Source organism: cyanobacterium endosymbiont of Epithemia turgida isolate EtSB Lake Yunoko (genome assembly GCF_000829235.1).
In the GTDB taxonomy this organism is placed as follows: domain Bacteria; phylum Cyanobacteriota; class Cyanobacteriia; order Cyanobacteriales; family Microcystaceae; genus Rippkaea.
The window spans coordinates 1,847,787-1,863,400 of the sequence record NZ_AP012549.1; the positions used below are offsets into that span (position 1 = coordinate 1,847,787).

Genomic DNA, 15,614 nt, shown 5'->3' on the forward strand with positions numbered 1-15,614 from the left:
ATAATTGATTAGTTTATTCCTGTTTTCTGTTTTACCTTTATATGTATTAGTTAGAATGAAGACAACAACAAAAAGTAACTTTTAGGTAACGTTAGCGAATTTACTTGATACTCACATTTATTGGAAGTCCAAGAATTGTATAATATGGTCGATGAGATTGTATTTAAATAGTCGTTGTTAAATAGGAAAACTCATGCAAAATTCTAAGCTCATCCTTTCAGGGACTGAAACTTCTATTTTTTCTTATATTGTTTCTACTGTGTCTTCAAATACCAAATTTTTAGCTGTATAACTAGAATCACTTAGCGCTCAGCTATAGCGATTTTGCTTTATAAAAATTCTGTAGCCAGGGTAATGCTCCATCTAAAGCTTGACTTAAAACATGATGAATATGCCCGTTAGTAGCTAATAATCTCCCTGACTTAAGAATTAAAGTACTCTCATCATAAGCAGATATTTTTCCTCCTGCTTCTTCTAAAATGATAATCCCTGCGCTAATATCCCAAGGGCTTAATCCTCTTTCCCAATACCCATCAAGGCGTCCACAAGCTACATTGGCCAAGTCAAGAGCGGCTGATCCTGTACGGCGAACCCCTTGAGTGATATGAGTTAAGTAACAAAATTCAGTATAGTTAGTATCTTGAGTCTCTTGGCGATCATAAGGAAATCCTGTGACTAGTAAACTATTACTTAATTCTGTGGTTTTAGAAACTTGAATAGAACGATAATTAAGGGTAGCTCCTAATCCTTTCGCCGCTCTAAACAACTCCTTTTTAAAGGGATCATAAATGGCTCCCACTTGGGGTATTCCCTCTATCAATAACCCGACAGATACGGCGTAAATAGGATAGCCATGGGCATAATTAGTGGTTCCATCAAGAGGATCAATTACCCAAAGATAATCACTCTCAGCTACTCCTAAGAGACCAGATTCTTCAGCTAAAATTTGATGTTGAGGAACTCGACGGCGTAGAATATTTAAGATGGCTGCTTCCGCTGTTTTATCAGCTTCGGTGACTAAATCTCCAGGACGACCTTTTTCCTCAATTTTTTCTAACTTACCCCAAAGATCTTGTAAAATCACTCCAGCAGTCATCACCGCTTCTGTGGCAACCTCTAAGAGTATTTCTAGTTTGTTTTGACTTGGTTTGTACATGACTAATAGTTCACTGTTAACTATTTTTAATTAAATAAAGGAAACCTTAAAGTAGTTTTTAAAATCTCTATTTCTCTCCCTCCAGTAATTGAGGATATAATTGCCTATCATTTATTAATTTAATTATTATCCATATAAAATTTAATTTTTTTTCCCCTTCCCAAAATGAAGATCAAATTTAATCTCATAAACTTGATCTTCATTTTCAGTTTCTACTTCTAAGCTAGATCGAGTAGATCGAGCATAACTAACACACAATAAAGCATTACCTTTGTCTTTTAATTCCAAAGATAATCCTACAGCTTCAGGTTGATAGACTTTTCCTCAAAAAATACTTGTAGTAGAGACACTGCAAGCTCTATTTCTACACAAAAAAGCTAATTATCACTATATTCTTCATAGTGTGGAAGAATATAGTGATTATCGAGGACTTCTAAAATGTATTCTTTTCCTTCTTGACGATGGTTAATACGAACTGTATGATAACAGGCTATAGTTAAACAAGACAGAGTGCTAGTGACAGTAGGAACAAGCCTAGACCTGATTACAACTCCGCTCTTTTTCTATGGTAAACTTTTTTACTTTTTTCGTAAATAGTTAAGTTATTAAAACATTAATATAAATCAAGTATCTGATTATTTATATTAATGTTTACTCTTAAGAATTCAACTCTTCTTGGATTGCCATAGCTAATTGAACATGAAGCTTATGACTTGCTTTGTAGGCCAAAAAATGCCCTTGAGGAATGGATCCTAATAAACTTAAATCCCCAATAAAATCTAATAATTTATGACGGGCAGGTTCATTTTCAAATCTCAAAGGAAGATTTAACCATTTTTCGTGATCACACACCAAGGCATTTTCTAGACTCCCTCCCTGAATTAAACCTGCCTTTTGTAGGTTTTTAATTTGATCAGCAAACCCGAAAGTTCTAGCAGGGGCGATTGCCTCTTCAAAAGATTCTATCCTAGGATTCCAACTGTACCACTGATTGCCAATAGCAGAGTAAGGAAAATCAATTCCATAGGTGAAACGAGTCTCAGACGCAGGTAGCGCAGCCACAAAAGCATCTCCATCCCTAATCCAAATCGGGGTTAATAAGGGAGAACCGGCGGACAGTGAAGAAGGACTAACACCCCCTTGAATCATCGCTTTAAACCATTCTTGAGCAGATCCATCTAACAACGGTACTTCTGGCCCATTAATTTCAATACGAGCATCTTCGACCCCAATAGCGATTAACGTGGATAGAAGATGTTCAACCGTACGAATGACTACCTTTCCTTGACCTAATTCTGTTGATAAAGTCGTTTGACTAACTGAAGCTACCTCAGCACGAATTATAGGATTTCCTGGTAAATCTACTCTAACAAAATAGCGACCTTCTCCTGATTTTGCAGGTAGAATACTTACCTGCGTTTTTACCCCAGAATGTAACCCAACCCCCGATACTGTAATAACTTCTTTAACCGTAGAACTCATAATTATCCTCACTATTATCAAGGTATAAAAAATAGGACATAATCAATTATTGTTTGTTCAAATCTAATCTCTATTACTTAACTTCATATATCATTCTAATACTTCAGCTACTTTTGAGAGTTTTAATTCTTATTCAAGTAAATACAGAGAATAAAAGCTGTATTAGCTGCTAATTGTCTTTCTCATAGTTCTTTTTCATGGATATCTTGAAAGCATGGAGTTTACTTCAATACATCTAAACTAGAGATGACATTCCCTCTACCTCCTGACAAGTAAAACGGGATAATTTCTAAAAAATAATCTTTCCATTAATTGAAAAAACTTGAGTTTATTTAAGGTTTTCGTCAACTATTTGAATAAATGAGCCTAAGTTCCTTATTAATTGCATTTTTTGGCTTATAATTAATCGTACCGTAGCTAACCCAATATAAAATAGATTTATCTACTCTAATTTATTTAAATAAATTAGAGTAATTCTTCCAGATTTTAATCAGTCCCTATATCGTTAAATCTTGGTTGTATCTCCGACGATCAGGATAAATTATATTCTATTGCTAATTATTATCTATAGTGCTTTTACTCATGGTAAAAAAATAAGCGAGGTAGCAACTGTCTATCAAATAAATTGTTAGTTTTAAATCGAACTTTATAGAAATAAATTGGAATAGTTTTATTTGACATTTTTAGACAGAAAAACTCCATCAATCCGAAAAGTAAGTTGTTTAACTTTCACCGAATAAAGGTGATAATATTGTCCTCTAATTAAATTAATTTGAAGTAATTTTAAAAAAATCAAGGGGAAAATAATAAAATCTAGTTTTTCATCAAAACCTTTCCCCAATACCAAAGTGGAGGCGGGAATCTCCCTCATTATTAACTCCATAGTCAACCCGAATCGGTCCAACTGGTGATTGAATGCGAACACCAAGGCCGTAACCATAACCATCACTAGGCAATCCTCGAATTGTGCCTGGAAAGCCTTTTACTGAGCGTTGAGACTTAATTGTTGTCCCATAGTCAATAAAGAGAGCTGCTCCAACTGCTGGAATGATAGGAAAGCGGTATTCTGCTGTTGCTTGAAAATAACTACGTCCATTTCCTAATTCTCCTTCATCGTAACCTCGCACTGAGTTACTTCCCCCAATGACAAAGGCTTCATAAGGAGGTAAATCTTCGAAAACTGTCCCTGCTTGAAAATTAAAGGCTAATGCTTGAGGTTTTGGCTGATCCTCAGCAATAAAGCCTAAATCAATAAAATCTACAGGGATATAGTGACTATAGCTTCCTCGTAATCGGGTAAAGAAAATACTGCCTGAACCTACGGGTATAGTTTGTTCGACTCCCAAACGTAACAGATGACCACTCGTAGGACGTAAGGGATTGTTACGAAAGTCCTGAGAAGCTCCAAAACTGATAGTAAACAGGTCATCTTTTCCATTATCACTAAAGGCTAAGGGTTGAGAGGGAAAACCATTAAGAGGGGCTGACAAAGCCGCAATATCACCCTCCGCATTTTCCACTTGAACCCGTTGATAGTTGAAACCTAGGGAAGTTCGCCAATCGGGTACACTAAAGGCATCATCTGCCAAAGGACGTACAAAAGTTACTCCACCCCCAGTCCGAACTACCCGTGGACTATCAAAGTCGTTGAGGGTTCTAATCGAAGAATGATCTCCATCAAAGACTAGAGAAATAGTCCGTCTACGAAATCCATTAACCGTATAAGCAGTACGAAAAGGATCACCGGCAATCCAAGGATCGGTGAAATTGACATCGAAGAGTAATTCACGTTCTCCAACTTGAACCTCACCCCCAATAGTTTGGTTATTTCCTCCTAGGTTTTGCTCTTGATAACTGAATGTTCCAAACAGTCCGCTAGTGGAACTAATACCAGCTCCCGCAGCCAGAGATCCTGTATTTCCTTCTACTACATCTACATTAACAATAACTTCTCGCGGATCTTCCCCAGGGCTAAAAGAAATTCTGACATCTTCGAACAACCCTAAACTAAAAACTCTTTGCAAATCAGTTTGAGCGATTCTGCGGTTAAAAACATTCCCTGGTTCGAGTTGCATCTCACGAGTCACAATAAAAGAGCGTGTTCGACCATTAATGGGTTCATCCTCTGCGTCGAAAAATCTCACTTGTACGTCTTGAATTACCCCTTCAGATACCACTAAGGTTACAATTCCATCATCCCCAACTTTAGGAGAACCAATAACTTGAGCTAGATCATAGCCTTGTTCAGAATACCATTCATTAAGTTTTTGGATACCGTTTTGTAATTCCCTTAGGTTAAGAATTGTTCTATACTGATCCCCAAAAATATCCTTAACAACTTCAGGAGGTAATGCTCTAGCTTCCTTATCTGTGCCTGTTTCTACGACAACTTCACTCAGAGTTGGGTTAGCTTGCACATCGAAGGTAATGCGTACCCCTAAAGGTGTATCGGTAGGGGTAACTTTAACATTAGAAAAGAATCCAGTGGCATAAATTGCATTGACATCCTCTTGCAGCAGAGAGCGAGTAGCTGTTCGTCCTGGCCTAGTTTGAACAGTGTTATAGACTAGATTTCCTAGGTCCTCGTCAACGCCACTGACTAAAACTTCTACTACTAAAACCCTGGGTTCTTCCCCTGATATTTCTTCAATTAAAGGACTATCTGACGAGGATGGTTCAATAGGAGTCGGTATTTCTTCTGGGGTTGGTAATTCCTCCGTTTCGGGTAATTCCACCTCAGATACTTCAATTCGTTTTTGAGTATCCGTTGAAGAAGTTAAATCTACCGCAGTCATCTTTTTTAACTTGGAAACCAAGGGGGTTCTCTGCTCTAAGACTGGTGAACTCTGAAAGTCTAAATCTTCTGAGGTTACAGGCATTATTAATGCCGGAGTTTCTTGAGAAACAGCTGAATAATTAGCCTTTAAATCTGTCCTAGAAGTTACATCGTCTGTCCTAGAAGTTACATCGTCTGTCCTAGAAGTTACATCGGTTGCCGTCACGTTTTCCAATATAGAAACCGACTTAGGTGCTAGTACAGCCCCCTCCAGCATGATGGACTTAGAGCCCATCATGCTCACTATAGTCTCTGAATTCTCCTCTTTGATAGTTGTTTCAATTAGAGGAACTATAGTTTCTCCCCTAATAGACTGGGCCAGGTTTAACATAGTGGCAGTCACAAAAGGAACTACCACCATAGGAGATAACCGTAATTTTTTAATCTCGTTTGACACTTCCACACACCCAATCAAGCTACAGCGTTGTTTATTGTATTTATATTTTTGTTATTGACTCAATATAGCTGACAGAGTGCCTAAGCAACCGAGCTAAATTATCGAATCTAGTGACCAGAGCTACTCGCAAAGGTTCCAATACCAGGGACTTTATCTGATACCTAATTTTTCTAAAACCCTTTGTCTAACCTGCTGGTAGGCTGCTTCTACTTTTCCTAAGTCGTGCCGAAATCGATCTTTATCCAAAACTCTATCTCGGAGACTTTTTGTTTGTTGATCCCACAAACGACAGGTATCAGGGCTAATTTCATCAGCTAGAAGGAGGTTTTCTTGAGGATCTAAACCAAATTCTAATTTAAAATCTACTAAGGTAATCTGGCAACTAGCAAAAAACTCTGTCAAATATTGATTGATTTTCAAGGCTATAGACTGAAGTTGTTCAACTTGTTTTTGAGAAGCTAATTCCAAGAGAAGTAGACGATCACTGGTTAATAATGGATCTCCAAGTTCATCGTTTTTTAAATAAAATTCCACTAGAGGAAAGGGTAATATTTTACCTTCGATTAAGCCTGTTTGTCGGCACAGACTACCTGCAGCAATATTTCTAACAACTACTTCAATTGGGACAATTTTGACGGCACGGATGCGCATTTGAGAATGAGCAGGTTGATCAATAAAATGAGTAGCAATATCCTTAGATTCTAGCCACTTGAATAAAGCTGAAGAAATTTGACAGTTTATTTCTCCTTTTCCCGGTATTATGCCTCTTTTTAAGGAATTAAAGGCTGTTACATCATCTTTAAATTGAGTAAGAAGAATTTCGGGATGATCGGTAGTATAAATAATTTTGGCTTTTCCTTCATAGAGCTTTTTCATTTGTTGTTTATCCTTATTAGTAGTCGGCGAGTCGTTTTTGGCTATAGTATTTCGCTGTAAAGATTTTTCTTAATTTTGACTCAATACAGTTTATTTAAGTTTTAATTGACGGGAGTTTTTTTTGCTTATCATCTGTTGCCAACTTCAATAATAGTTACCCTATGGATGAAAGACTATGACTCTCTATTTTTAGGAAATGGGCATGGAGAAACACATTAGAGTCTACCTCACAAAAGTGATAAATGCTACACTTTAGTTCAGAAACGTTAAAGATGAATTTGATCATCGAGTCAACTATGGAAAGAAAAGCAACTAGTATTTTTGAATTAATTTAAGTTTATTAATGGCTTTCAACTTGGATAGTCGTAGAAGCTATGTTCTATAAACTCGTTGTAGTGTTTAAAAAATTAAATATTTATCAATCAAAATAAATATCGTTACATATTTTTAGTTTAAAAAATTAACAAACCTCATGTTAACAAGGGATTCAAAATTACGCCTTAATACTAACAGATATTCATTCAAACTTTACTCATTGATTATCTATGTTCTAACTCACACAACATAGATAGTTTCTCGTTATCTCGAAGTTCTTATCGAGAAAAATTTATTCCAGAAAACTTAGTTATTAATACTAATCTGTAATAATCTGCCCAACAGGTTAGCTATAGTCTTAGAATTGAAAAATACTTGTAAAATTTCTCCACATAAAAAGCTTTTTATCGAATAAAAATTTTTAGAAATAACTTGAATATAGTAAAAAAAATAAAATTGTGGACTATTGTTCACAATAGGAGTATTTTAGACACTCATAATGATAAGGTGGGCATTGCCCACCCCAGCTACTACCGACAATTATTGGTGAGTTAAATTTGATCTAGTCTCAGGTTTAAAGATTTGGTGATGAATAGTGAAGGATTGTAAAATCGGGGTACTAGTTACCGAATTATCAACCAAAGTCAACAAAGGATTTGCTAAAATTCCAGCCAAAGAAGTCGCAATCATACTCAAGACTAACCCGACTTGTAGGGGACGCATTCCCGATAGATTCCAGCCAATTTTGGGATAATTTTTTACGGCATCGGACATTTCTTGAGGTTCTTTGACCACCATCATTTTCACCACGCGAATGTAGTAATAGATGGAAATTACACTAGCGACTAAAGCGAGGATAACTAACCCATAAAGTTCCGCTTGCCAACCTGCCCAGAAAATGTAAATTTTTCCAAAAAAGCCAGCTAACGGAGGAATTCCACCTAAGGAAAGTAAACACATACTTAACCCTAAAGTGAGGAAGGGATCTTTTTGATAAAGCCCGGCATATTCACTGATTTTATCAGTTCCAGTTCGTAGGGAAAAGAGAATAACTCCCGTAAATGCTCCCAAGTTCATGAATAGATAGACTAGCAAATAAAACAGCATGCTAGAGTATCCTTTATCCGTACCTGACACTAAGCCAATTATGATAAAACCTGCTTGGCCAATAGAAGAATAGGCTAACATCCGCTTCATGCTGGTTTGGGTTAAAGCTACCATATTTCCTAGTAACATACTGAGGATAGCTAAAGCGGTAAAAATAAGATGCCATTGTTCTTCAACCACAGCAAAAGTAGTCACTAACAGACGAATTGCAAGGGCAAACCCGGCAGCCTTAGAAGCCACAGAAAGAAAGGCGACAACGGGAGTGGGAGAACCTTCGTAAACATCAGGAGTCCATTGATGAAAAGGAACTGCAGAAATTTTAAAGGCAATTCCGGCAATGACGAAGACTAAGGCAATGATTATCCCTAAAGACTGTTCTCCGCCGAGATTGGCAATGTTAGTAGCAATCGCATTGAGGTTAGTTTCTCCCCCTGATAAACCATAGAGAAGAGAAAGCCCATACAGAAAAATAGCTGAACTAGAAGCCCCAATTAAAAGGTATTTTAAAGCTGCTTCATTGGAACGAGGGTCCCTTTTCATATACCCTGTCATTAGATAAGAGGAGATACTTAACATTTCTAGGGAAATAAAAATCATCACCAATTCATTAGCCCCAGATAAGAACATTCCTCCTAGGGTAGACGTTAACATGATGGCGATAAATTCAGCTAAAGATGTCCTTGTTTGTTCTACGTAACGAACTGACATCAGAACAGTCATTAAAGTAGACAGAGCAATAATAGCCCGAAAAACAATACTAAGGTTATCTCCGTTAAATGACCCTAAAAAACTTATGGGAGTAGCAGTGTCCCAAGAGAAACAAAGGGCAATAAGCGAAGTAAATAACCCAAGTATGGCAGCATATGGTAGCCAGGTTCTCGAACTACGACCAAAAATGAGATCCACTACTAAAATAAAGAGAAGAGTAATGATAACAATTCCTTCTGGCAGAATTGTTTCGGCATTAAGTTGACTGGCAATGTTACTAGAAAAATCCATAGAGTTATGGTGAAAAAAAAACACCTAATAGTTAGGTCTAAGAAATTATCCGGCTATTTACTCCGGCTTCATCCCTTTGGATCATAATGGACAGAGGGAATTTCGGGCTAGTCTTTAAGGTTGCGTTCACCTTCAGTGCGCCTTTAGAGATCGTACTTTTGAGGCAATCTTGAACTGATGCGTTATTTCTTCAGTAAATCATCTAAAATAATGGTGTTACCATTATTTTAGATGATTTACTGAAGATTTTAAACTCAGTCGTTTTATAATTTTACTCTCCTAGATTGAGGGTAATATAGTTAATGGTGAAAATACTAGATTAATAGAACTCTTCTTCTAAGATTATCAAAGTTAGTTTAGCTATAAACTTGTCTTCTAATTAACTTAATCTTCTGATTTATCTTTTCTAGTATTCATTAGGAGAGTAAATATTAAAAATAAGCTACAACTTTTAAAATTAATCTACTTAATTGTCTGAATAACTATTAAGTAAACATCTACAATAAGTTTCTGTTTATTTTGAAGAATTATTGAAAATATTGTGGCTCAATATCCTAGTATAGTAATATATATTTTGTTCTATTTTATTTTTTTAAAAATTTAAAATAGATATTTTTTATGATACTTTCAATAGTTTTATTTAGCTATATGACATTTTATTAGTCCATACTATAGCAAAATATAAAAATTGTTACTATAGTACTATTTATAAAACTATTGATGTTATTAAATATTTTTGATAATATCAATAGGCTTATAAAAATTCTATCTAACTTAATAATTTTTAGCTCGGGTTTTATAAATAAATCTAAATCGCATATTTTTTATTAAAAAAGATAAGTAAGTTAATCAAACTATAACTGTTTTATTCTTTGAGGTTTTAAATAAATTCGATACTATCCCTTCAAACGGCGTTTTTCAAATTAGTCGCCAAAACTATCTAAATTACTTTTTATGCTAGTTATTCTATATAGAATATTCTTCTCTTTCCGAAACCCCTGATTATTTACTGAACACTTTATGGTGTTTAGCCAATCTAAACTGACAGCGAGCGATTTGTCTGAAAAAATATTTGGTAATCACTTAATAAAATAACTCTCACTCTATACGGGTAATTTAAATTAACTTCATTGTCGCATATTAAATATTATTTTTTTATCATATTTTTACTATTTTATACATTAATATTATAACAAAAAATCTAGGCTTATATTAATTTTTTTTACTGATCTACTACCCTAATCTAGAAAACCCATAAATTTTTTCCTAAAAAACTAGATTTTTATATATTAAGATAGTTTTCAATTAAGTTTACTTAAGTCGTCAGAGTTATAGAACACAGTTGGAACAGGGACTTAGGAGTTTATTTTTTATACTTAGTCTAGAATAACTATGATCATTATCATTAATATTTTTATCATAAAGACTTCATCTCTAGTTTTTGAAGTATTTGATGTTAAACATTCACTCTTAAGCTAGCTAGATTTACTGGATAACAATCAAAAGTTATAAGCCAAAAGTTATAGGTAATGAGTTATCCTGAATAAAGTAAGGTTACAAAAAAGTTACGAACAACGAAAGTGTGATGGACAGAGTTCTGGTCGGTTTGTCAGGGGGTGTTGATAGTTCTGTTGCGGCTGCTAGTCTTCAGCATCAAGGTTATGAAGTTATTGGGCTAACCCTATGGTTAATCAAAGGAAAAGGACAATGTTGTTCAGAGGGAATGGTAGATGCAGCTTTGATTTGCGAACAGTTGAGTATTCCCCACCATATTGTTGATAGTCGTGACTTATTTCAAGCTAATATTGTCGATTATTTAGTATCAGGTTATGAGTCGGGGATAACGCCTCTTCCCTGTTCCCAATGTAATAAGTTGGTCAAATTTGGACCCATGTTAGAGTATGCTAAACAGAAATTGGAGTGCAATCTCATCGCCACGGGTCATTATGCACGTGTTCGCTACGATGAAATTAATCAACGCTATCAATTATTACGAGCAGTTGATTGTAATAAAGATCAGTCTTATTTCCTCTATGATCTTTCCCAAGAAATGTTAGCGGGAACTCTTTTTCCTTTGGGAAATAAAACCAAGGAAGAAACCAGAAAGATTGCTGATGAATTCAAGTTAAAAACCGCAAATAAACCTGAAAGTCAAGATTTATGTTTAATTGAGGCTTATGGATCCATGAAAAACTTTCTGGATCAACGTATTACTCAAAAAGAGGGAGATATTGTTAGTCTAGACGGCAAAGTATTAGGAAAACATCAAGGAGTTCATCACTATACTGTTGGGCAACGTAAGGGTTTAGGAATTTCGGCAACTGAGCCATTATATGTAATAAAACTCGATCCGGTAATGAACCAGGTTATTGTTGCTAATCGTGGCAATGCAGGATCTTCTGGTTGTACTGTAAATAGAATGAATTGGATTTCAATTACTGAACCCTCTTCTCCTATTCAGGTAGAAGCTCAAATTCGCTATCGTTCTCCTGCAGTTCCAGTTGATGTTATTCCTTTAAATAATCATTGTATCAAATTAGTATTTCATGACCCTCAATTTTGGATTACTCCAGGTCAAGCAGCAGTTTTATATGATAAAGAAATTGTATTAGGAGGCGGTATTATTGAAAAATAAAAGCCTATTTTTCTATCAAAAAAAGGTTAAATGTCATCTGTTGAAGAGGGTTAAAACTAATTTGTAGTATTCTCTAAACATGAGGATGTGTAGTGTTATTCGTTACGAACGAATCAGTATTAATATTTAAGTCGTACCTTAAATCAAGCTAAACATTTTTTTTATATCTTTTTTGAAAACAAATGTTTAGCCTGTGATAATTTATCACTATACAGAGTGATTCTACTGAATATCCCTAGAAAAGAAAGATGGCAAGATCTAGATTAATAGGTGCGAAAAGGTACTATGAATCAACCTTCTTAAGAGCTTTACATAGTAATTAACTTCGATTATTCTAGCTTTTCTAGACTGGCTGTCACAATATCATAATAAACAAAAGTTTAAAGTGTTGCTTTGTAAGGTTTCCAAGATGACGAAACCCTAATCTTGATAAGAATCTAGTTTATGGAGTTTATAGAATTTAGTTAAAGTAAAAGTTCTGAAAATTATTAGCTACTAATGTATACTCTTTTATACTAAAATAGTCATTATTTTCGTGTTAAATTTATTTAAAAAATACCTCACTGATGATTATTTGAGTAAGAATAAACTCTCTATGGTTAGTAATTTTGACAAAAAAAGTTACGGACAATTGCATAATACTAACAAAAAATACTATCTTTTCCATCAGATTTAATGTTGCTTTCAGCATTATTGGGCTTATTAATTTTTAAATTTTATTAGCTTAAGCTAGTGCGGTCAGTTTAGTCAGTGCTAGTATAGTAGTTTTGACGACTAATAAGTGCAAAAAGTCTTTGTTATTAGTTTAACAGTAATCAGATAAACAGAAAATACACTCAACAATCAGCAAGTTACTTGTGAACAATCAATCGTAGGAAATATCTTTGATATAAGTCCTTGTCGAAATCAATCAGAATATATTGGTAAAGAATTAAGTAGATAAACTTAAATAAGTGTAAAATATAAAAGTAGTTAAAACAGAGTAATTACTAGATGTTAGTTTACTTAAAAAATAAGCATATTTATTAATATAAAAAACAAGTAGATTACTAATCTTCTCATTCTCCTGGCTGTTGTTCATTAACAAAGCCACTTTCTTATATTTTTTGGGAAATCTTTATGTCTTTTTAAGATAATCTCTTTGAGAGACTATAAACTCAATATTTAAAAAATATATTGACTGTTCCTTTTAATATAGTAGTCTTAAGAAAGATTAAGATATTCCCCGAAACTAGGTAATGTTTACCCTGTAAGGCTTTGATAAGCCTATCCATGTTGTTAGCATCATAATACACATAGTGCATTATGATGCTACATTTTATCTGTGCTAGACAAAAAACATTAATGACCTTCTGGTTATATTCTTAACTAGAATGCACCTAACAATAAATTTTAGCCCATCTCTTATTTATTCTGGAGTTGCTGATTCAAGAAGAAAATACTCACCATTTTTTTGGAAAACAAAAATGCGATCACCTTGATCAATTGATGTTCCTGGATGATGAAATCTCAATTTTGTATTATCCTCAAGCTTCACAAATAAAACACTACCATAAGGACCTGAAATAATTCCAACAATGGTTCCTGATTGAGAAGGACTGCTGTCCCCTAAATTTGGGCTAGCAGCTCTTTCTTCTAAATTCGGTTGCCGAACAGTTTGAGCGTTAGCTATGGTAGTCACGCAAACCAGAGCCATTATGCTCATTAATATATTTAAAATTCTCTTCATGGTAATTCCCTCTAAGGAGGAGAAATTCCCCTTTGCTTCTCTTTCTTAAACTTTAGAAGGATTTTTAAAATCATACCATAAAGATAAAATTATAACTACAAAATATGACAACAAACAACAACTGTAAAAGAATAGTTATTAAGATAATTTAAATTAAAAAGATAAGTTTGAATCTCAATCAAACAACCATTAATCATTAACTATTTTAGACATCCATTGACGAGGTCCAAAATACTGACAAGCAATGGAGGCAACTTGAGAAGCTTTTGCTATAGAATCTTTGAAATTGTGTTTTAAAATAAAATGACAGAAAGCTCCATGAAAAATATCTCCAGCTCCTAATGTATCAACTGCTTTTATGTTTGAAACTTCGACATTTCCTGATTCTTCTTTAGTCCAATATTGAACTGGATTTGCTCCTTTAGTTATAGCAATATAAGGAATTTTAATCTCTTTTAAATAATGAAATACATCTAGAGAATTAAGACAATTAGGAGGATAAAAATTTTCAGAGCAAATGGCATAATTTACGTAAGGAAGCACTTTTGGTAATTCAGGTTTCCAGCTTCCTCCATCCAAAACAACGGGTATCTTTAAGCGTTGTGCTTCTTTAGCAATTATGATACTCGTAGATATTTGATGCCCATCTACTAAAATAACATCAATATCCTGTAATTTTTTTAAAAAAAGTCTATTATTGACAATGGCTTTAGATTTAGTAGCATTTACTGAAACAACAGCTCGTTCTCCTGTCGCTTTACTAACAATAATTGAAGAAGTAGATAAAGGTTTTTGTTGATAGGGATTTAAATCAAAAATATCGATTGAATGATCGTTTAATTCGGCATAAATTAATTTACTAATGGGATGATTTCCAATCACACTTAATAAGGTTGCTTGATTACCAAAATATTTAAAAGTGATAGCCGCATTCGTTGCCGGTCCACCCGCAGAAATTGTTTCATCAATGGCTACAATTTTCTCATTATTGCGGGGAAAGTGATCGGTAAGATAGATTAAGTCTAGGGTTGTTAAACCGATAAATAATCCATTCATGAGTCGTAAAAATGAGCAATGAAATCATACAAGCAGGAACCCTTTATGTTGTCGGAACCCCCATTGGCAATTTAGAAGACATGACCCTAAGAGCGATCCGTATTCTAAAGTCAGTGAATTTGATTGCCGCAGAAGATACCCGTCACACAGGAAAACTCCTACATTACTTCCAAGTTAACACTCCCCAGATAAGTTATCACCAACATAATAGATTATCTCGTCAAGATGAGTTAATTAGCTATCTACAACGCGGAAAAACTATTGCTTTAGTCACTGATGCCGGAATGCCAGGTATTTCTGATCCAGGGTATGAGTTAATTAAAGCTTGTATTGATAAAAATATTGCTACCATTCCAATCTCTGGGGCAAATGCTGCCATCATAGCCCTAGCTGTTTCGGGTCTACCTACGGATCGTTTTGTTTTTGAAGGGTTTCTTTCCACGAAAAGCAAAATTAGGGGTGATCGTTTAACGTTTTTAAAAACGGAAACTCGTACCCTGATTTTTTACGAGTCCCCCCATCGTCTATTACAAACCCTAACCGATTTAGGGGCAGTTTTTGGAGAAAATCGTTTAATCACAGTAGCTAGAGAATTAACAAAATTATATGAGGAATTATGGCGAGGAATTCTAGGAGAAGCAATTAATCGTTTTCAAGATTCACGATACCTTAAAGGAGAATTTACTCTGATTATAGCAGGATGTCAGGCAGCCTCTCAATTAAGATTAACTGAAGAACAATTAAAGAAAGAGTTAAAACAATTGTTAGCCGCAGGAATGACGCGATCACAAGCGAGTCGTCATCTGGTACAATTAACTTCTTTTAACCGCCGTCAAATTTATGAGTTATCTTTAGAAATTGATAATCATAGTTAATATTAAAAATTGCTAAATAATAGATATTACTCATTTAGTAAAATTACTACTTTTAGTTTTTAACTTTGGAGTATTTATAATTAAACTTTTCATGTATTAAGCTGACTTCTTCCGATAATTCACAGCCTGAATAACCTGGTCAATGTTTTAA

At 34.5% G+C, this 15,614-nt stretch carries 11 protein-coding genes; 2 read left to right on the forward strand and 9 right to left on the reverse strand.

Annotated features, from left to right (window positions below; genetic code table 11):
• Positions 1-313: 313 nt before the first annotated feature.
• From ETSB_RS05685 to ETSB_RS05715, 7 genes are all read right to left on the reverse strand, one after another.
• On the reverse strand, positions 314-1,156 hold the full coding sequence (locus tag ETSB_RS05685) for an inositol monophosphatase family protein (protein ID WP_044106840.1): 843 nt from the start codon (positions 1,154-1,156) through the stop codon (positions 314-316).
• A gap of 141 nt (positions 1,157-1,297) precedes the next feature.
• Positions 1,298-1,444 carry a hypothetical protein gene (locus ETSB_RS10650; protein WP_332403800.1) on the reverse strand — a complete coding sequence of 49 codons (147 nt, stop codon included), beginning with the start codon at positions 1,442-1,444 and terminating at the stop codon, positions 1,298-1,300.
• A gap of 369 nt (positions 1,445-1,813) precedes the next feature.
• Complete coding sequence (lpxC, locus tag ETSB_RS05695; protein WP_044106841.1) at positions 1,814-2,638, reverse strand: UDP-3-O-acyl-N-acetylglucosamine deacetylase; 825 nt, start codon at positions 2,636-2,638, stop codon at positions 1,814-1,816.
• Between the two features lie 670 nt (positions 2,639-3,308).
• Positions 3,309-3,578 (reverse strand): DUF2887 domain-containing protein, encoded by a 270-nt coding sequence (locus ETSB_RS10915; RefSeq protein WP_084220204.1) that lies wholly within the window; start codon positions 3,576-3,578, stop codon positions 3,309-3,311.
• Positions 3,463-5,517, reverse strand: a complete 2,055-nt coding sequence (locus tag ETSB_RS05705; protein ID WP_084220241.1) for a BamA/TamA family outer membrane protein — start codon at positions 5,515-5,517, stop codon at positions 3,463-3,465. The genes ETSB_RS10915 and ETSB_RS05705 overlap by 116 nt, the downstream gene beginning before the upstream one ends.
• Positions 5,518-6,021: 504 nt before the next feature.
• Positions 6,022-6,747 (reverse strand): phosphoribosylaminoimidazolesuccinocarboxamide synthase, encoded by a 726-nt coding sequence (purC, locus tag ETSB_RS05710; protein WP_044106844.1) that lies wholly within the window; start codon positions 6,745-6,747, stop codon positions 6,022-6,024.
• An 855-nt stretch (positions 6,748-7,602) separates the two neighbouring features.
• Positions 7,603-9,168 carry an NAD(P)H-quinone oxidoreductase subunit N gene (locus ETSB_RS05715; protein WP_044106845.1) on the reverse strand — a complete coding sequence of 522 codons (1,566 nt, stop codon included), beginning with the start codon at positions 9,166-9,168 and terminating at the stop codon, positions 7,603-7,605.
• 1,585 nt (positions 9,169-10,753) lie between these two features.
• On the opposite strand from ETSB_RS05715, the gene mnmA reads away from it, so the two are divergent.
• Complete coding sequence (gene mnmA / locus ETSB_RS05720; protein WP_044106846.1) at positions 10,754-11,803, forward strand: tRNA 2-thiouridine(34) synthase MnmA; 1,050 nt, start codon at positions 10,754-10,756, stop codon at positions 11,801-11,803.
• Between the two features lie 1,408 nt (positions 11,804-13,211).
• Here mnmA and ETSB_RS05725 read toward each other — a convergent pair.
• Entirely contained in the window at positions 13,212-13,499 is a 288-nt protein-coding gene (locus ETSB_RS05725) for a hypothetical protein (protein ID WP_232509870.1), read from the reverse strand.
• Between the two features lie 222 nt (positions 13,500-13,721).
• Positions 13,722-14,588, reverse strand: coding sequence for a sugar kinase (locus tag ETSB_RS05730; protein WP_044106849.1), 867 nt, complete (start codon positions 14,586-14,588; stop codon positions 13,722-13,724).
• An 11-nt stretch (positions 14,589-14,599) separates the two neighbouring features.
• Between ETSB_RS05730 and rsmI the strand changes: the two genes are divergently transcribed.
• Positions 14,600-15,463 carry a 16S rRNA (cytidine(1402)-2'-O)-methyltransferase gene (gene rsmI / locus ETSB_RS05735; RefSeq protein ID WP_044106850.1) on the forward strand — a complete coding sequence of 288 codons (864 nt, stop codon included), beginning with the start codon at positions 14,600-14,602 and terminating at the stop codon, positions 15,461-15,463.
• Positions 15,464-15,614 lie beyond the last annotated feature (151 nt).